The organism is Rhodococcus sp. Z13_19A, assembly GCF_058133575.1.
Genome location: NZ_JBYUNN010000001.1, coordinates 198,317 through 216,268 on the forward strand (window position 1 = coordinate 198,317; position 17,952 = coordinate 216,268).

The 17,952-nt window shown below is 73.6% G+C and carries 14 protein-coding genes; 5 read left to right on the top strand and 9 right to left on the bottom strand.

From position 1 onward, the window contains the following. Positions 1-49: 49 nt before the first annotated feature. The gene (locus AC3YNX_RS00955; protein ID WP_489994348.1) at positions 50-436 is read right to left on the bottom strand and encodes a hypothetical protein; all 387 of its coding nucleotides are present in this window, start codon (positions 434-436) and stop codon (positions 50-52) included. Further along, on the bottom strand, positions 433-2,262 hold the full coding sequence (locus AC3YNX_RS00960; protein ID WP_489994349.1) for a hypothetical protein: 1,830 nt from the start codon (positions 2,260-2,262) through the stop codon (positions 433-435). The genes AC3YNX_RS00955 and AC3YNX_RS00960 overlap by 4 nt, the downstream gene beginning before the upstream one ends. 266 nt (positions 2,263-2,528) lie before the next feature. Here AC3YNX_RS00960 and AC3YNX_RS00965 point away from each other — a divergent pair, with 266 nt between their 5' ends. Next, positions 2,529-3,419, top strand: a complete 891-nt coding sequence (locus tag AC3YNX_RS00965; protein ID WP_489994350.1) for a M23 family metallopeptidase — start codon at positions 2,529-2,531, stop codon at positions 3,417-3,419. 22 nt (positions 3,420-3,441) lie between these two features. Here the strand turns inward: AC3YNX_RS00965 and pcrA are convergent, their stop codons facing one another. Next, a complete protein-coding gene (gene pcrA / locus AC3YNX_RS00970; RefSeq protein WP_127783923.1) occupies positions 3,442-5,829 on the bottom strand; it encodes a DNA helicase PcrA in 2,388 nt (795 codons plus the stop codon). Between the two features lie 299 nt (positions 5,830-6,128). Here pcrA and AC3YNX_RS00975 point away from each other — a divergent pair, with 299 nt between their 5' ends. Beyond that, entirely contained in the window at positions 6,129-6,422 is a 294-nt protein-coding gene (locus tag AC3YNX_RS00975; protein WP_127783924.1) for a chorismate mutase, read from the top strand. 76 nt (positions 6,423-6,498) lie between these two features. Next, positions 6,499-8,124 carry a serine/threonine-protein kinase gene (locus tag AC3YNX_RS00980; protein WP_489994351.1) on the top strand — a complete coding sequence of 542 codons (1,626 nt, stop codon included), beginning with the start codon at positions 6,499-6,501 and terminating at the stop codon, positions 8,122-8,124. A gap of 10 nt (positions 8,125-8,134) precedes the next feature. On the opposite strand, the gene AC3YNX_RS00985 is transcribed toward AC3YNX_RS00980, so the two are convergent. Both AC3YNX_RS00985 and AC3YNX_RS00990 read right to left on the bottom strand, forming a co-directional pair. After that, on the bottom strand, positions 8,135-8,797 hold the full coding sequence (locus AC3YNX_RS00985; RefSeq protein ID WP_127783926.1) for a LuxR C-terminal-related transcriptional regulator: 663 nt from the start codon (positions 8,795-8,797) through the stop codon (positions 8,135-8,137). Beyond that, a complete protein-coding gene (locus AC3YNX_RS00990; RefSeq protein ID WP_489994352.1) occupies positions 8,790-9,968 on the bottom strand; it encodes an ATP-binding protein in 1,179 nt (392 codons plus the stop codon). Before AC3YNX_RS00990 ends, AC3YNX_RS00985 begins: the two co-directional genes overlap by 8 nt. A 121-nt stretch (positions 9,969-10,089) precedes the next feature. On the opposite strand from AC3YNX_RS00990, the gene AC3YNX_RS00995 reads away from it, so the two are divergent. After that, positions 10,090-11,247 (top strand): PspC domain-containing protein, encoded by a 1,158-nt coding sequence (locus tag AC3YNX_RS00995; RefSeq protein ID WP_489994353.1) that lies wholly within the window; start codon positions 10,090-10,092, stop codon positions 11,245-11,247. Then, positions 11,240-11,602, top strand: coding sequence for a hypothetical protein (locus AC3YNX_RS01000; protein ID WP_489994354.1), 363 nt, complete (start codon positions 11,240-11,242; stop codon positions 11,600-11,602). The genes AC3YNX_RS00995 and AC3YNX_RS01000 overlap by 8 nt, the downstream gene beginning before the upstream one ends. 23 nt (positions 11,603-11,625) lie before the next feature. Here AC3YNX_RS01000 and guaA read toward each other — a convergent pair whose 3' ends face one another. From guaA to guaB, 4 genes are all read right to left on the bottom strand, one after another. Then, on the bottom strand, positions 11,626-13,227 hold the full coding sequence (gene guaA / locus AC3YNX_RS01005; protein ID WP_277601701.1) for a glutamine-hydrolyzing GMP synthase: 1,602 nt from the start codon (positions 13,225-13,227) through the stop codon (positions 11,626-11,628). A 22-nt stretch (positions 13,228-13,249) separates the two neighbouring features. Next, a complete protein-coding gene (locus AC3YNX_RS01010; RefSeq protein ID WP_489994355.1) occupies positions 13,250-14,998 on the bottom strand; it encodes an FAD-dependent oxidoreductase in 1,749 nt (582 codons plus the stop codon). A gap of 106 nt (positions 14,999-15,104) precedes the next feature. Continuing rightward, the gene (locus AC3YNX_RS01015) at positions 15,105-16,253 is read right to left on the bottom strand and encodes a GuaB3 family IMP dehydrogenase-related protein (RefSeq protein WP_127783930.1); all 1,149 of its coding nucleotides are present in this window, start codon (positions 16,251-16,253) and stop codon (positions 15,105-15,107) included. A 98-nt stretch (positions 16,254-16,351) separates the two neighbouring features. After that, positions 16,352-17,875, bottom strand: a complete 1,524-nt coding sequence (guaB, locus tag AC3YNX_RS01020) for an IMP dehydrogenase (RefSeq protein WP_127783931.1) — start codon at positions 17,873-17,875, stop codon at positions 16,352-16,354. Positions 17,876-17,952: the final 77 nt, after the last annotated feature.

Sequence of the window (17,952 nt, forward strand, 5' to 3'; positions counted from 1 at the left end):
TCGCGCTAGTGGTCCAGGTCACCCGTCATCCGGCTCGGCGCCGCTCCACTCAGGAGGCCGGGCCGACGTGCTCGAACACCCAGCGCGGCACGGCATCGGCGTCGGCCGACGCGGGCAGGACACCGTCCAGGTCGGACTCCGCCGCTGCCTCCGGGGTGAGCGCGAGCACGCCGATGTCCGCCGCTCCCTGCTCGGCGAGCCGAGCCACGAGCTCCGCGCGGTCGGCGACGGTGGCCTGCAGCAGCCCCACCGCGTCGACGTCCTCCTGCAGCGCGCTGCCCAGCACGTGCTCGACGGCGTGGTCCCAGCCGGCGAGGACGACCTCGAACCCGGCGTTGCGGAGCGCCCGAGCCACCGCCGCCGCCGAGACGCGGCCCCCGCCCTCGCCCTCCGTCTCGGGCTCGGGACCGAGCCCGGCCAGCAGCACCCGGATCACGACTCCTCCGCGACCGGGCGCTGCGTGCCCTGCCGGTGGAGCGCCACCGCGAGGACCGCGGTGACCACCATCGCCAGGCCGGTGAGCACCACGCCGAGGCCGACCGTCGGGTCGGGCAGCCGGCTGGCGGTGAGCGGCCAGCTGAGCAGGTGCACCACCAGCACCAGCTCCACCCCGGCGAGCAGGGCCAGCGCTCGCGGCAGCCGGGCGCTCGTGGCCACCCCCAGGGCGCTGAGCACCGTCAGCGCCACCACCGCCAGCGTCCAGGTGTCCCACCCCCAGCTGGTGGAGAAGATCGCTGCCGCCTCCGCCTCTCCGCCGGAGTAGAGCGGAAGTCCGAGGCCGAGCAGCGCCGCAGCTGCAGCCACGCCCGCGCAGGTCCGCACCCCGGGAAGCGGGTCGCGCTGGTGGGAGAGGTCCACCTCGTCGCGCTCCACCGCCCCCGCCAGGCCCGCGGCGGCACCGGCCACCCCGGCGAGCAGCACGCTGAGCACGGTCAGCCAGGCGCCGGCGCCCAGGCCCACACCCGGCACGCTCACGGCCACGCGCACGGCCTCCAGCACTCCGCCGGCCCCCAGCAGCGGCGCCGCCCACAGCACCGCGACCACCGGCCGCACCTCCGCACCGAGCTCGCTGGGCAGCATGGCCACGCCGGCCGCGGCCAGCAGCACCCCGGCCAGCAGCAGCACCCGCACCGCGTGCACGTCCGGCTGCGGCACGCCGGCGGGGACCGCCAGCACCGGCAGCAGCGCCGCCACCACGGCGACCGCGCCGGCAGCCACCGCGCTGCCGCCGGCCAGCCGGTGCAGCCGCGACAGCGCAGGGAGCTGCACCTCGGTGGCCGCCCGCTCCGTGGCCGAGCGTGGGGTGCCGAACCGGCTGCGGCGCACCAGCAGCAGGGCGCAGCCAGCCAGCAGCAGAGCCCCCGCGGTGCCCACCAGCGAGCCGGCGCCGGCGCCGAGTCGATCGAGCAGCGTGCCGGCCACCAGCCGTGGTGCGAGGACGGCCAGCGCCCCCAGGGCGACCCCGGCGACCGCGCCGGCCCCGGCGGCAGCACTGGTGGAGACGAGCGCGAGCGCCACGGTGACCAGCACCGCCAGCGCGAGCAGGGCAGAGCCCAGCAGCACCGGGCCGGGTGACTCCACGACGCTGCCGACCAGGATCACCGGGTCCGTCGAGCGCAGCGGCGGGGCGAACACCGCGGCGGCCGTGACCGCCGCCGCCACCATCACCAGGGCGGTGGTGCCCCGCCCGGCCTTGCCCGCCAGCGAGGTGCCGCGGGCCTCCTGCTCACCGCCACCCAGCAGCCCGATGTCGAAGACGTCCGGGTCGTCCAGCAGGGCGGTGCGGCGCAGCGTCCACAGGGCCAGCCCGCCGCCGAGCACCGCCAGCACGTGGCCGACCAGCACGGCCACCACGCCCGCCCCCGCCTCGAGGGCTGCGGCGCCGGTGGGCCGGAAGAGCTCGAGGCGGTTGGCGTCGATCGCGCCGGTGAACAGCTGCAGGTCGAGCACGGCGGCAGCCAGGCTCGCGCCGGCCCAGCCGAGCAGCACTCCCACCGCTCCCACCACGCGCCCGCCACGCAGCAGCCACAGCGCCAGCAGGGGCGTCCCCACGGCCAGCAGCGCGGTGACCGCGGCCGCCAGGCCCTGCGGACCGGCCGGGGCGGCCACCGAGGTGACCACCTCCAGCAGCGGGGCACAGGCGACGGCCACCCCGCCGATCAGGGCGGTGGTGGCGGCGACCGCGGTGCCCCCGACGCCCACCGCCAGGTCGGGTCCGCGCACGGCGGCAGGGTGGTTGGTCTCCAGGTTGGGCGCTGACACGGGAGGGACGCTAACCGCTCGCCCAGCGCCGCCCCACCTCCCACACCGCCGGGCTCCCCCCACGCTGTGGGATCACTCACCCCCGGCCGCTGCGCCGGGAGAGGTGCTTGCGCCCAATGTGACTGCTAGTTAGCGTGACGACACACGACATCACGAGATGGTCACGGACAGGCAACGAGCAGGTTCCGAGGCACCAGGTTCCGACGCTCCGAGTCTGACTGGCCCCCGGCTGTGCCTGGACGTCATCGCGGACGATAGGGCAGGTCTTGGCGCGTCATCGCAGTACTGGTCACCGCAGCACTGGTGGTCGCAGCTCCACCCCAGCACTCGGCTCGGCCCAGGGTTCGCCCCCGGTCGACGCCACACCGCACGACATCCTGCAGGCCATCGCCGCCTACCCGCGCACCGGCGTGGCCCGTCACCGGGCCGCCACCTCGCCCCTGCTGCGGGGCCGGGTGGCCACCGCCTTCCTCACCGTCGGGGCCGCGGTCGCCGTGGGCCACCTGACCCAGGCTCCCGTCGCCGCCAGCACCACCGCTGCCTCCGGGCCGGTCTCGCTGGCCGCCGGACCGGCCACCCCGCTCGCCGGCACCACCGGAGCTGCCGCCACCGTGCGCAGCGCCAGCCTGGACAGCACGCGCCTGGACGCGGCGGCCTCCCCCAACGTGCTGCCGGTGGCCAAGGCCGCTGACGTCGTCGCCCTGGACCAGCTGGTCAAGAGCGAGCGGATGAGCGCAGCCCGGGCCGCACGCGAGGCCGAGGCTCGTCGCCCGCTGTACGTGCTGCCCGCGGTCGGCACCTTCACCTCCGGCTACGGCCACCGCTGGGGCACCGAGCACGCCGGCATCGACATCGCCAACGCCATCGGCACGCCCATCGTCTCGGTGGCCGACGGCGTGGTGATCGACGCCGGCGCGGCCAACGGGTTCGGGCTGTGGGTGCGGGTGCAGAACACCGACGGCACGGTCGCCGTCTACGGCCACGTGGACGAGATCCGCACGGCGGTGGGCCAGCAGGTCCGCGCCGGCGACCTCATCGCCACCATGGGCAACCGGGGCCAGTCCACCGGGCCGCACCTGCACTTCGAGATCCACCTGGGTCCGCTGAAGCTTGACCCGCTGCCGTGGCTGGCGCTGCACGGCCTGTCCGTGCGGTAGGGCCTCGCTCGCGGGGCCCGGACTAGAGCTTCACCATGGGCACGCCGCCGATGAGCATCAGCCGGACGGTGCCCGAGGTGCCGAAGTCGATGGTGGCGGTGGCGCGCGGGCCCACCCCGTCGGCGGCGATCACCGTGCCCAGGCCGTACTTGTCGTGGCTGACCCGGTCGCCGACGGCCAGCACCAGACCCTGCTTGCTGCCGCCCCCGCCACTGCCCCAGCCGCTGAACCCGGTGCTGCGCATGCCGCGCGCCGAGAGCCCGGCCTGGGCGGAGTCGCTGCCCGTGCGGTCGCCGCCCAGGGAGCGGCCCGAGGAGGTGCGCTGCGGCTCCAGGCGTCGCCAGTCGATGAGGTGCTCCGGGATCTCCTGCAGGAAGCGGGAGGCGGGGTTGGTCATCGGCTGGCCCCAGGCGGAGCGGACCATCGCCCGCGAGAGGTACAGGCGCTGGCGGGCCCGGGTGATGCCGACGTAGGCCAGCCGCCGCTCCTCGGACAGCTCCTGCGGGTCGCCGAGCGCCCGCATGTGCGGGAACTGCCCGTCCTCCCAGCCGGTGACGAACACGACGGGGAACTCCAGGCCCTTGGCGGTGTGCAGCGTCATCAGGGTGACCACGCCCTCGCCGGACTCCGGCAGCTGGTCGGCGTCGGCCACCAGCGACACCCGCTCCAGGAAGGCGGCCAGCGAGCCAGGCTGCGGCAGCCCCTCCTCGGCGGCCGCCAGGTCGACGGTGTCCACCCCGCCGGCCTCCTCGGCGAACTCCCGGGCCACGCTGACCAGCTCGGTGAGGTTGTCCAGCCGGGACTCGTCCTGCGGGTCGCTGCTGGCCTCCAGCTCGGCCCGGTAGCCGGTGCGGTCCAGGACCGCCTCGGTGAGCGCGGCGATGTCCACGCCGGGGGTGTTGCCGTCGCCGTTGAGCAGGGTGCGCAGCCCGTCCAGCAGCTCCACGAAGGAGCCGATGGCCCGCTGGGACCGGGTGTTCAGCAGCGCGACGTCGCCGCGGGCACCGTCGCGCAGGGCCTGGGCGAAGCTGACCCGGTTGCGCTCGGCGTGCGCGGCCACGCAGGCCTCGGCCCGGTCGCCGATGCCGCGGCGCGGGGTGTTGAGGATGCGCCGCATGCTGGCCTCGTCGTCGGGGTTGGCCAGCACTCGCAGGTAGGCCACGATGTCGCGGACCTCCTTGCGCTCGTAGAAGCGCACCCCGCCCACCACCTTGTAGGGCAGGCCGAGGCGGATGAAGACCTCCTCCAGCGACCGGGAGGAGTTGTTGGTCCGGTAGAACACCGCGATGTCGCCGAAGACCGCGTCGCCGTTGTCCACCAGGCGGTCGATCTCGCTGGCCACGAACGCAGCCTCGTCGTGCTCGTTGTCGGCGACGTAGCCCACGATGAGCTCGCCGTCGCCGGCGTCGGTCCACAGCCGCTTGTCCCGGCGCTCGGTGTTGCGCGCGATCACCGCGTTGGCGGCGCTGAGGATGGTCTGGGTGGAGCGGTAGTTCTGCTCCAGCAGGATGGTGCGCGCGTCGGGGTAGTCCCGCTCGAACTCCACGATGTTGCGGATGGTGGCGCCGCGGAAGGCGTAGATGGACTGGTCGGCGTCACCGACGACCACCAGCTCGGCCGGCGGCACCGCGTGCGCCTCGCCGGGGGAGCTGGCCCTGGTCAGCTCGCGCACCAGCATGTACTGGGCGTGGTTGGTGTCCTGGTACTCGTCCACCAGCACGTGCCGGAACCGCCGGTGGTAGTGCTCGGCCACGTCCGGGAACGCCTGCAGCAGCGCCACCGTCTCGCCGATCAGGTCGTCGAAGTCCAGCGCGTTGGCCGCACGCAGCCGGCGCTGGTAGTCGCGGTACACCTCGGCCACCCGCCGCTGCATGTCGTCGGCGGCGTCGGAGGCGGCGGTGTCGGGGTCGACCAGCTCGTTCTTGAGGTTGGAGATCTGGGTGGCCAGGCTGCGGGCCGGGTAGCGCTTGGGGTCGAGGTCCAGGTCCCGCGCCACCAGGGTGATCAGCCGCCGGGTGTCGTCGGAGTCGTAGATGGAGAACGACGAGGTGAGGCCGGGCAGGTGCTGGGCCTCGCGGCGCAGGATGCGCACGCAGGTGGAGTGGAAGGTGGACACCCACATCGCCCGCGCCCGGGTCCCCACCAGCGCCGCGACCCGCTCGCGCATCTCGGCGGCCGCCTTGTTGGTGAAGGTGATGGCCAGCACCTGGCCGGGGTGCACGCCGCGCTCGGCCAGCAGGTGGGCGATGCGCCGGGTGAGCACCGCCGTCTTGCCCGACCCCGCGCCGGCCACGATGAGCAGCGGGGAGCCGGAGTGCAGCACCGCCTCGCGCTGGGGGGCGTTGAGCCCGGCCAGCAGCTCGTCGGTGGAGGCGGGGGCGTCAGTGGGCAGTGCGGGCACGGTGTTCATCGCCTGACCACGTTACCGGCGGACCACGACAGTCCTGAGCCCTCGCCCCGCTGGTGGGCCTGCCACGGGATGCGCCGGTGAGCGGGACCACCGGCTTCCACCCCGTGCGCCCGCGTGGCAGACTGACCTGGTGCACAGCGCCTGGCGATTTTTCTACGGGTACCGGACTCCGGTGCCCGTGGCCTGAGCACGACCACCACGAGCCCCGCGGTCCGCATCCGGATCCGGGGCTCGTTCCGTGAGCGGCCCGCGGCACCGGGTGCACCGCGGCGGTTGGACCCCACATGAGGAGCACGAACATGACCAACCCGAGCAGCGCCCCGCACGGCAGCACCCAGACCACCATGGCGCAGGCGGACATCGACGAGCTCCGCAAGGAGATCGACCAGCTGGACCGGCAGATCCTGGACGCCGTGAAGCGCCGCACCGAGGTGTCCCGCCAGATCGGCGCCGCGCGGCTGGCCTCCGGCGGCACCAAGCTGGTGCACGTCCGGGAGATGGCGGTGCTGGAGCGCTTCGGCGAGCTGGGCCCCGAGGGCCGCAAGCTGGGCATGCTGCTGCTGAACCTCGGCCGCGGCCGCCTCGGTCACTGATCCGCGCCGTGGGTCGGCGGCGCCGGGAGCGCCGCCCGTCCCTCGCCGTCGGGCCGGTCGACTAGCCTCAGCAACCATGTCTGGCAACGGTGGCGACAACCGGCGCGCGGCGCCGGGGTACCTCGTCGCCGGCCGCTACCGGTTGCTGCGCCGGATCGGCAGCGGGGGCATGGGCTCGGTGTGGCTGGCCAACGACCAGCTGCTCGCCCGCGAGGTCGCCCTCAAGCAGATCACCCCCACCCCGGGCAGCAGCCAGCCCCAGGCCGAGGAGCAGAAGCAGCGCTTCCTGCGCGAGGGCCGCATCGCCGCTCGGCTCACCCACCCGCACGCCATCGCCATGTACGACGTGGCGGTGGAGGCCGGTGAGCCCTGGCTGGTGATGGAGTACCTGCCCTCCCGCAGCCTCGCCACCGTGCTCGCCAACGGCGCCACCCTGCCCGCCGACGAGGTGGCCCAGATCGGCGCCCAGCTGGCCGACGCCCTGGCTGCCGCGCACGGCGCCGGGATCGTGCACCGCGACGTCAAGCCCGGCAACGTGCTCATCGCCGACGCTGGACCGGCGGAGGGCACGGTGAAGATCACCGACTTCGGCATCTCCCGGGCCCACGGCGACGTGGCGCTCACCCAGACCGGGATCATCAACGGCACCCCGGCCTACCTGGCGCCGGAGGTCGCGCGCGGACACGACCCCACCGAGGCCAGCGACGTGTTCGCCCTGGCGGCGACGCTGTTCACCGCCGTCGAGGGCACCCCGCCGTTCGGGCTGGACCCCAACCCGATGGCCCTGCTGCACCGGGTTGCCGCCGGCGAGATCGACCAGCCGCACCACGCCGGGGCGATGACGTCCACCCTGCTGTGGATGCTCGAGCCCGACCCCGCCCGCCGGCCGACCATGCCCCAGGCCAGGGACGAGCTCGCCCGGGTGGCGGCCGGCCGCGGCGGCGACACCCGCTCGGTGCTGTCGGCCCGCACCTCGGTCGCGGCTGCACCCAGCAGTCCCCCGCCGCCCACCGCGCGCTACGCCCCGGTGAGCACCGACCCGCAGGACGGACGCACCTCCGCGCAGCCCGGTCCCCGCCGCGGGCGGCGCGTGCTGGGGGTGGCCGTGGCCGCCGTGCTCGTCGCTGCCGGGGTGGCCCTCGCCGTGTCGCTGGGCTCCGACGACACCAGCACCGGCGCGTCCCCCACCGCAGCACCCGCGGCCGCAGCCACCTCAGCCCCGCCCGCCCCAGTGCCGGCCACCTCCACCACGGCGACCAAGGCGGCCACGACGACGGCCGAGTCCAGCACGCCGACCACCACCACGCCCGAGCCCACGACCACCACCCCGGCACCGACGACCACCCCACCGCCGGCCACCACCGCGGCGGCAGCGGCCTCAGGTGATGCGGCGCAGGCCCTGGTGCGCGACTACTACGGGATGCTGCCCGCCGACACCCAGGCAGCGTGGAGCCGCCTCGGTCCCGGGCTGCAGGCCCAGGGCTTCGGGTCCTTCAACTCCTTCTGGAAGGGCTTTCGCGACATCTCGCTGACCTCCGCGAGCTCCCCGGACAACGGCGCCACCGTGCTGGTGGACGTGGTGTTCACCCGCCCCAACGGCAGCACGGTGGCCGAGACGCACCGGCTGCAGATGTCCACCGGGCCCGACGGCGCCCCGGTGATCGACAGCGACACCCTGGTCAGCTCCCGCTCCGGGCGCTGACCCCGACCAGCTAGACGATCTTGCGGCGGTGGGCCCACCGCGTCAGCGCGTTGCGGTTGGACTGCTGGGTCTTGCGCAGCACGTTGGAGGAGTGCGTCTCCACCGTCTTCACCGAGATCACCAGCTCCTCGGCGATCTCCCGGTAGGTGTAGCCCCGCGCCAGCAGCCGCAGCACCTCCCGCTCCCGTGGGGTGAGCGCGTCCAGCTCCGGGTCACTGGCCGTGGCGGGCTCGGGCGCGGCACCGGTGAAGGCGTCCAGCACGAACCCGGCCAGCCGCGGGCTGAACACTGCGTCGCCGGAGGCCACCCGGCGCACGGCCGCGGCGAGCTCCACCCCGGAGATGACCTTGGTGACGTAGCCGCGGGCACCGCCGCGGATCACCGCGATCACGTCCTCGGCGGAGTCGGACACGCTCAGCGCCAGGCACACCGGCCCGGGGTCCAGCGCGGCCAGCACGGCCTGCCCGCCGCCGTCGGGCAGGTGCACGTCCAGCAGCACCACGTCCGGGCGCAACCGGTTGATGCCGGCGACCGACTCCGCCACGGTGCCGGCCTCGCCGACCACCTCCAGGTCGTGCTCCACGCCCAGCTCGGCGCGCACGCCGGCCCGGAACACCGCGTGGTCGTCCACCAGGAACACCCGGAGCCGGCTGGCCGGCGGCGCCTCAGTCATCGCTGGTCCCCAGCGGCAGGCCCAGGCGCACCTCGGTGCCGCGACCGGGGGCGCTGATCACCTCGGCGGTGCCGCCGTGGCGGACCATCCGGTCGTGCACCGACCGCTGCAGGCCGTGCCGGTCGGCGGCCACCGCCTCCGGGTCGAAGCCCTTGCCCCGGTCCCTGACGAACACGCTCACCCGTTGCTCCTCCACCTCTGCGAACACGTCGACCTCCTGGACCCCGGCGTGCTTGGCCGCGTTCACCATCGCCTCCCGGGCCGCGGCGCACAGCGCGCGCAGCTCCGCGGTGAGGTCGGCGTCGCCCACGAGCACCGGTCGGATGGTGACGCCGTGGTCGTCCTCCACCTCGGCCGCGACGGCGCGCAGGCAGGCCGCCAGGGTGGGCGCGGCCGGGTCGTCGGAGCTCTCCTCGCTGAACAGCCAGCTGCGCAGGTCCCGCTCCTGGGCGCGTGCCAGCCGGCTCACCTCCGTGGGGCTGTGCGCCTGCTTCTGGATGAGGGCCAGCGTCTGCAGCACCGAGTCGTGCAGGTGCGAGGCGATGTCGGCGCGCTCCTCGCTGCGGATGCGCACGCGGCGCTCCTCGGCGAGGTCGCGGGCCAGCCGCAGCCAGAACGGCACGCTGAGCAGGGCCACCCCGAGCAGCGTCGCCAGCACCGCCAGCACGCCGGCACGCAGCGCCCCCAGGTCGAGCTGGCCCAGGACCACCACCGCGAACCCGACCACCACCAGGGTCACGCCCGCGACCACCCGCGCCAGGGTCAGCATCTTGGGGCGGGTGCGCAACCCCCGGCCCGCGTCCGCCTCCTGCCACACCAGGGCCGCGCCGACGGCGATCACCAGCAGTGGCGCCAGTGCCCCGGCACTGCCGCTGAGCAGCATGGACATCACGCCGGCCAGGGCGAGGCCGATGACGGCGAGCCCCAGCGCCCGCCGCCGCTCCCCCGGCGGGGCGGGGGCCACGTCGTCGCCAGGGCGGGTGAAGATCCAGAGCAGGCCGTAGCCGACGACGCCGGCCCCACCCAGCGCAGCCAGCAGCACGAACACCACGCGCACCCGGAAGACGTCCACGCCCAGGTGCTCAGCCACCCCACCCGCCACACCACCGATCACCCGCGCACCGGTGCGGCGGCGCAGCGCCGGGGTGGAGGTGGAGGTGGCGGTGGGCACGTCACCATCCTCACACGGGCACCCCGGGTGGGGACCCGGGCTCAGCCCCGACATCTGGCGCGGTGAAGTTCAGGGTGATCACTGATGTGCAGGGGGGTCACCAGCGCGCACGCTTGCCGACATGACCACACCAGGCACCCAGGCACCCCAGCTGAGCTCGCTGCTGCAGGAGATGTGGCGGACCCGTCCGCACCGGCTGCGCGCCGAGGGGAAGATCGGCGGGGTCTGCGCCGGCATCGGGTACCGCTACGGCGTCGACCCGGTCCTGGTGCGGGTGGCGTTCGTGGTGTCCGCCCTCTTCGGCAGCGCCGGCATCCCGTTGTACCTGGCGCTGTGGCTGCTGCTGCCCGCGGCCGGCGACGAGGTGTCCGCGGCCGAGGCGATGGCCGGCAAGGGGCGCAGCTCGATGTCGCGCCACCACGCCATCGTCCTGGTCGTCGCCTGCGTCTTCACCTGGTCGGGGGTGGTGGGCGCGCCGTTCTGGCAGGACGTGGGGGGCAGCGGCGTGCTGGGCCTGGCCCTGATGCTCGGCGCGCTGTGCCTGATGCACCGCCGCCAGCCCGTCCCGCCGCCACCGCCCGCGCCCAAGGTCGACCTGACCAAGCCGGCCGCGGCCGCGGGCAGCGGGCAACAGGCGCCGCCCAGCTGGGACCCGCTGGGGGCCGCGCCGTTCGCCTGGGACCTGCCCGAGCCCGCACCCCCGGCACCGCCCAGGCGGCGCTCCCGGCACACCCCGGTGACGCTGGGACTCGCCCTGATCCTGGTGGGCGCCGCCATCGCGGTGCGGCTGGCCGCGGACACCGAGTGGCTCACTCCGGCGCGCATCGGGGCCATCGGCCTGGCGGTGATCGGCGCCGGCCTGGTGGTCGGGGCATTCCGCCGCCGCGGCTGGGGGCTGCTGCCGCTGACCGGGCCGCTGATCGCGTTCGTGGTGATCGCCTCGGCGGTGGACCACGTGGGCCCGCTGCACAGCGTCGGCAACCAGAACCTGGTGGTGCAGACGCCCGAGCAGCTGCAGGACAGCTACCAGTTCGGGGTGGGCAACGCCCTGCTCGACCTCACCAGCCTGACCTTGACCGGCAACAGCGAGGTGAACGTCCGCGGCGGCATCGGCAACGTGACGGTGCTGCTGCCCCGCGACGTGCCGGTGACGCTGACGTGCGAGTCCGGGATCGGCGACACCCGCTGCGACACCCCGTCCAACGAGGGCCTGCAGGGCCCGACCCTGGACGTCTCCATCCGCTCCGGCATCGGCAACGTGGAGGTGCACCGTGGCTGAGCACGAGGACTACCCAGGCGACCAGCTCCCCCGCGAGGCCGAACAGCCGCTGCCGACCGTCGAGCCCAGCACCACTGACCCGATCCCTGACCACCCAGGAGCGCACACCGTGGACCAGCCAGACCCGAGCGCCACCGAGGTGGGCACCGAGGCACGCCGGCCGTCGGTGGTGCTGCTGCTGGCGGGTGTCGTGGCGCTGCTGGTGAGCGTGGCCGCGCTGACCGGGCTCATTCCCTGGGTGCTGGAGAACCGCCCCGACGCCGGTGTGGGCCGGTGGGTCGCCGTCGCCGTCGTGGTCGGCGTCGGTGTGCTGCTGGTGGCCGCGCCGATGCGCAAGAAGCACCACCAGCACTGAGCCCAGGGCTCAGCGGCCGGGTGTCACTCCCACTCGATGGTGCCCGGCGGCTTGCTGGTCACGTCCAGGACCACCCGGTTGACCTCGGCCACCTCGTTGGTGATGCGGGTGGAGATGCGCTCCAGCACGTCGTAGGGCAGGCGCGTCCAGTCCGCGGTCATGGCGTCCTCGCTGCTCACCGGACGCAGCACGATGGGGTGGCCGTAGGTGCGGCCGTCGCCCTGCACGCCGACGCTGCGCACGTCGGCCAGCAGCACCACGGGGCACTGCCAGATCTCCTTGTCCAGCCCGGCCGCGGTGAGCTCCTCGCGGGCGATCAGGTCGGCCGCGCGCAGCGTCTCCAGGCGGTCCAGGGTCACCTCGCCGACGATGCGGATGGCCAGGCCCGGCCCGGGGAAGGGCTGGCGGGAGACGATCTCCTCGGGCAGGCCCAGCTCGCGGCCCACCGCCCGCACCTCGTCCTTGAACAGCAGGCGCAGCGGCTCCACCAGCTGGAACTCGAGGTCGTCGGGCAGCCCGCCCACGTTGTGGTGGCTCTTGATGGTGGCAGCACCGGTACCGCCGCCGGACTCCACCACGTCGGGGTACAGCGTGCCCTGCACCAGGAAGTCCACGCTCTCGCCGTGCTCAGCGGCGTCGCCGAGCACCTCGGCGGTGGCACCCTCGAAGCTGCGGATGAACTCCCGGCCGATGGCCTTGCGCTTGGTCTCCGGGTCGGACGTGCCGGCCAGGGCGGCCATGAAGGTGTCCACCGCGTCCACGGTCACCAGCTTGGCGCCGGTGGCAGCGACGAAGTCGTTCTCCACCTGCTCACGCTCACCGGCGCGCAGCAGGCCGTGGTCGACGAACACGCAGGTGAGCTGGTCGCCGATGGCGCGCTGCACCAGCGCGGCGGCCACCGCCGAGTCCACCCCGCCGGAGAGACCGCAGATGGCGCGCTTGTCGCCCACCTGGGCGCGCACCTGGGCCACCAGGGCGTCGGCGATGTTGGCCGGGGTCCAGGACGCCTCGATGCCGGCCACGTCCACCAGGAAGCGCCGCAGCACCTCCTGGCCGAACGGTGAGTGCAGCACCTCGGGGTGGTACTGCACGCCCGCCAGGCGCCGGGCCCGGTCCTCGAACGCGGCCACCGGGGCGCCGGAGCTGGTGGCGGTGACGGTGAAGCCGGGCGGGGCGGCGGTGACGGCGTCGCCGTGGCTCATCCACACCGGCTGGGTGGTGGGCAGCCCGGCGTGCAGCAGGCCGGGCTCGGGCGCCACGGCCAGGTCGGTGCGGCCGTACTCCCGGGTGCCGGTGTGGGCGACGGTGCCGCCCAGCGCGCCGGCCATGGCCTGGAAGCCGTAGCAGATGCCGAACACCGGGATGTCGGCGTCGAACAGCTCCGCGTCCAGCTGCGGCGCGCCCTCGACGTAGACGCTGGAGGGCCCGCCGGAGAGCACCACGGCCGCGGGCTTGCGGGCGATGATGTCCGCCACGGAGGTGGTGTGCGGGATCACCTCGGAGAAGACCTGCGCCTCGCGGACCCGGCGCGCGATCAGCTGCGCGTACTGGGCGCCGAAGTCGACCACCAGCACCGGGTGGGCGTCGTCCAGCAGCTGTTCGGGGTTCTCGGAGTTCTCGGGCACGGGCCCCAGCCTAGAGACCGGCTCAGCTCGCCTTCACGGCCGTGTCGGTCTTGGTGGCCGGGTTCACCACGGTCAGCGGCAGCCGCAGGGCTGCGGGGGCGTCGGCGGGCACCACCGGGCGCACCGGAGCCACCGGCGCCAGGCGCTGGTAGGGCGCGGCCTGGCTCGGCCGGCGGTCCACCTCACCCTTGTTCGGCCACAGCGAGAAGGCGCGCTCGGCCTGGGCGGTGATGCTCAGCGACGGGTTCACGCCGAGGTTCGCCGAGATCGCGGCACCGTCGACGATGCTCAGGCCCGGGTAGCCGTGCACCCGGTGATACGGGTCGATCACGCCGTTCTCCGGGGAGTCGGAGATGGCGCAGCCGCCCAGGAAGTGGGCGGTCAGGGGGATGTCGAAGATCTCCCCCCAGGTGCCGCCCGGGATGCCGTCGATCTGCTTGGCCATCCGGCGCACGGCGTCGTTGCCGGCCGGGATCCAGCTGGGGTTGGGCTCGCCGTGGCCCTGCCTGCTGCTGAGCTTGCGGCCGAACAGGCCCCGCTTGGTGAAGGTGGTGATGGAGTTGTCCAGGTTCTGCATCACCAGCGCGATGATGGTGCGCTCGCTCCACCGCTTCACCGGCAGCATCTTCAGCAACAGGACGGGGTGGCGGGCCACCGAGCCCAGGAACTTCGCCCACCGCGGCACCCGGCCACCACCGTCGGTCTGCAGCGTCTGCAGCAGGCCCATCACGTTGGACCCCTTGCCGTAGCGCACCGGCTCGATGTGGGTCATCTCGTCGGGGTGGAAGGAGGACGTGATGGCCACGCCGGTGCTGAAGTTGCGATCAGGGTCGACGGTGTAGCGCCCGGCACCGACGATCGACTCGGAGTTGGTGCGGGTGAGCTCACCCAGCTTGGGCGAGAGCTTCGGCAGCACGCCGGAGTCCTTCATCGCGAACAACAGGTTCTGGGTGCCCCAGGTGCCCGCCGCCAGCACCACCTGCTGAGCGGTGATGGTGCGTCGGTGCTTGCGGGCCCAGGCACCGGTGCGCTCGGTGGTGACGGCCCAGGTGCCGTCGGCGCGCTGCTGCACGGCGGTCGCCGTGGTCAGCGGCAGCACCTCGGCGCCGGCCCGCTCGGCCAGCCCCAGGTAGTTCTTCACCAGGGTGTTCTTGGCGCCCACCCGGCAGCCGGTCATGCAGGCACCGCACTCGGTGCACCCGGTGCGCTCCGGTCCCACGCCGCCGAAGTAGGGATCGGCCGTGCGCTCGCCGGGCTTGTCGAAGAAGACCCCGATCGGGGTGGGGCCGAAGGTGTCGCCCACCCCCATCTCCTCGGCGACGGCCTTCATCACGTGGTCCGACGGCGTCATGTTCGGGCTGGAGATCACGCCGAACATCCGCTGCGCCTGCTCGTAGAACGGGGTGAGCTCGGCCCGCCAGTCGGTGATGTGCGCCCACTGCTTGTCCCGGAAGAACGGCTCACCCGGCTGGTACAGCGTGTTGGCGTAGACCAGCGATCCGCCGCCCACACCGGATCCGGCCAGGATGAGCACGTCACGCAGCAGGTGCAGCCGCTGGATGCCGAAGCAGCCGAGCCGGGGCGCCCAGAGGTACTTGCGCAGGTCCCAGGAGGTCGTGGCGAAGTCCTCGTCGGCGAAGCGGCGGCCGGCCTCGAGCACGCCGACGCGGTAGCCCTTCTCCGTCAGCCGCAGGGCAGCGACGCTGCCGCCGAAGCCGGACCCGACCACCAGCACGTCGTAGTCCGTCTGCTGTCCCGGTGGCTTGCTCACCCGTGCTCCTACCCGCTCGAACGTCAGTTACCTGTGAACGGGTGTCACCTTAACCCGGCCACCGGAAACGTTCGTCCGGAAGGGCACGGGAGGTCCGGCAGCCGGGTCAGGCCCGGACGGACAGCCCAACCCGCTGGAACTCCTTGAGGTCGGAGTAGCCGGCCTTGGCCATGGAGCGACGCAGTCCACCGACCAGGTTGACCGTGCCGAACGGGTCGTCCGAGGGGCCGGCGAGCACCTGCTGCAGCGGGGGGCGGTTCTGCGCCACCGCCACCGGCATGACCGCGCCACGGGGCATGGAGGGGTGCGCGGCGGCGGAGGGCCAGTACCAGCCGGCTCCCGGCGCCTCGGCAGCCGCGGCCAGCGGAGCGCCCAGCATGACGGCGTCGGCACCGCAGGCGATCGCCTTGGCCATGTCCCCGGCGCCGTAGATGTCGCCGTCGGCGATGACGTGCACGTAGCGCCCGCCGGTCTCGTCCAGGTAGTCCCGGCGCGCCGCGGCGGCGTCGGCGATGGCGGTGGCCATCGGGATGCCGATGCCCAGGACGTCACCGGTGGTGGTGGCACCCTCGCAGGCGCCGTAGCCGACGATCACGCCCGCGGCACCCGTGCGCATCAGGTGCAGCGCGGTGCGGTGGTCGCTCACGCCGCCGGCCACCACGGGGATGTCCAGCTCGGCGATGAAGGTCTTGAGGTTGAGCGCGTCCGGCTTGCCGGACTCCCGGCCCACGTGCTCGGCGGAGATGATGGTGCCCTGCACCACCAGCAGGTCGATTCCTGCGGCGAGCAGGGTGGGGGTCAGCGACGCGGCGTTCTGCGGGCTGACCCGCACCGCGGTGGTGACCCCGGCGGCGCGCACCTTGGCGATGGCCTCGGCCAGCAGGTCCGGCTGCAGCGGCGCGGCGTGCAGCTCCTGCAGCAGGCGGATGACCTCCGAGGGGTCGTGGGCGCGTGCGGCCAGGTCGGTGACCCGCTCCAGCTGCGACTCCACGTCGGCGTGCCGGGCCCACAGCCCCTCCGCGTTGAGCACCCCCAGCCCGCCCTGGCGACCCAGCTCGATGGCCATCGCCGGCGACACCACTGCGTCGGTGGGGTGGGACAGCACGGGCACCTCGAACCGGTAGGCGTCGAGCTGCCAGGCCGTCGACACCTCCTTGGAGGAGCGGGTGCGGCGGGAGGGAACGATGTTGACGTCGTTCAGCTCGTAGGTGCGTTGGGCGGTGCGGCCCATGCCGATCTCAACGAGGTCGCGCACGTGCGCCCCTTTCTGGGGTGTCAGGTGGTGCTCAGGGACTGGTGCTCAGGGAGGTGGACCGCCCGACGAGCGTCGGGCGGTCCAGCGCGGCTGGCCGGCTAGCGGCTGGCGTAGTTGGGCGCCTCGACGGTCATGGTGACGTCGTGCGGGTGGCTCTCCTTGAGCCCTGCTGCGGTGATCTGCACGAAGCGGGCCTGCTGCAGCTGCTCGATGGTGTCCGAGCCGGTGTAGCCCATGGCCGAGCGCAGACCGCCGATGAGCTGGTGCGTCACCTGCTCCAGCGGGCCCCGGAAGGGCACTCGGCCCTCGATGCCCTCCGGAACCAGCTTGTCCTCGGAGAGCACGTCGTCCTGGAAGTAGCGGTCCTTGGAGAAGGACTGGGTCTGCCCCCGGCTCTGCATGGCGCCCAGCGAGCCCATGCCTCGGTAGGTCTTGAACTGCTTGCCGCCCACCAGCACCAGCTCACCCGGTGACTCGGCGGTGCCGGCCAGCAGGGAGCCGAGCATCACGCTGCTCGCCCCGGCGGCGAGCGCCTTGGCGATGTCGCCGGAGAACTGCAGGCCACCGTCGGCGATCACCGGCACACCAGCAGGCCGGCACACAGCAGCCGCCTCCAGGATGGCCGTGACCTGCGGGGCGCCCACGCCAGCGACCACCCGGGTGGTGCAGATGCTGCCGGGACCGACCCCGACCTTGACCGCGTCCGCGCCGGCCTCGACCAGCGCTGCGGCGCCCTCGCGGGTGGCGACGTTGCCGCCCATCACCTGCACGCGGTCACCGACCTCGGACTTCAGCTTGGCCACCATGTCCAGCACCGGACGGCTGTGCCCGTGCGCGGTGTCCACCACGAGCACGTCCACCCCGGCGTCGATCAGGGCCATCGAGCGCTGCCAGGCGTCGTCGCCGATGCCGACCGCGGCACCGACGAGCAGGCGGCCGTCGCGGTCCTTGGTGGCGTCCGGGTACTTCTCGGTCTTGACGAAGTCCTTGACCGTGATGAGTCCGCGCAGCGCACCGTCACCGTCCACGATCGGCAGCTTCTCCAGCTTGTGCCGGCGCAGCAGGCCGAGCGCGGCCTCCGCGGTGACCCCGACCTGCGCCGTGATCAGCGGCGCCCGGGTCATCACCTCGCCGACCTTGCGGTTCTGGTCGGGCTCGAAGCGCATGTCGCGGTTGGTGATGATGCCGACCAGCGCGCCGGCGTCGTCGGTGACGGGCAGCCCGGAGATGCGGAAGCGCGCACACATCGCGTTGACCGTGGCCAGGGTGTCCTCGGGCGAGCACGTCACCGGATCGGTGACCATGCCGGCCTCGGAGCGCTTGACCGTCTCCACCTGGGTGGCCTGGTCCTGCCACGAGAGGTTGCGGTGCAGCACTCCCATGCCGCCAACGCGGGCCATCGCGATGGCCATCCGCGACTCGGTGACGGTGTCCATCGCCGAGCTGATCAGCGGGACGCTGATCCGGATCCCCTTGGTCAGCTGGGTGGAGGTGTCCGCCTCGTTGCGCATGATCTCCGACGCTGCCGGCAGCAGCAGCACGTCGTCGAAGGTCAGCCCCAGCATCGCGACCTTGCCCGGGTCGTCTCCCCCGGTGTGAACGGGTCCTGCTGCACTGCTCATCAGTTCGGCCTCCTGCTTTGCCCACGCTCGCCCAGCCGGCCCCATCGGGGCCGAAGTGCTAGACCTGCATCGTATCG

What these genes read in the sequence shown, in the direction of transcription:
- AC3YNX_RS00995 (WP_489994353.1), top strand. Translation starts at nt 10,090, where the DNA reads ATGACCACACCAGGCACCCAGGCACCCCAGCTGAGCTCGCTGCTGCAG.
- AC3YNX_RS00980 (WP_489994351.1), top strand. Translation starts at nt 6,499, where the DNA reads ATGTCTGGCAACGGTGGCGACAACCGGCGCGCGGCGCCGGGGTACCTC.
- AC3YNX_RS00985 (WP_127783926.1), bottom strand. Translation starts at nt 8,797, where the DNA reads ATGACTGAGGCGCCGCCGGCCAGCCGGCTCCGGGTGTTCCTGGTGGAC.
- guaB (WP_127783931.1), bottom strand. Translation starts at nt 17,875, where the DNA reads ATGAGCAGTGCAGCAGGACCCGTTCACACCGGGGGAGACGACCCGGGC.
- AC3YNX_RS00975 (WP_127783924.1), top strand. Translation starts at nt 6,129, where the DNA reads ATGACCAACCCGAGCAGCGCCCCGCACGGCAGCACCCAGACCACCATG.
- pcrA (WP_127783923.1), bottom strand. Translation starts at nt 5,829, where the DNA reads ATGAACACCGTGCCCGCACTGCCCACTGACGCCCCCGCCTCCACCGAC.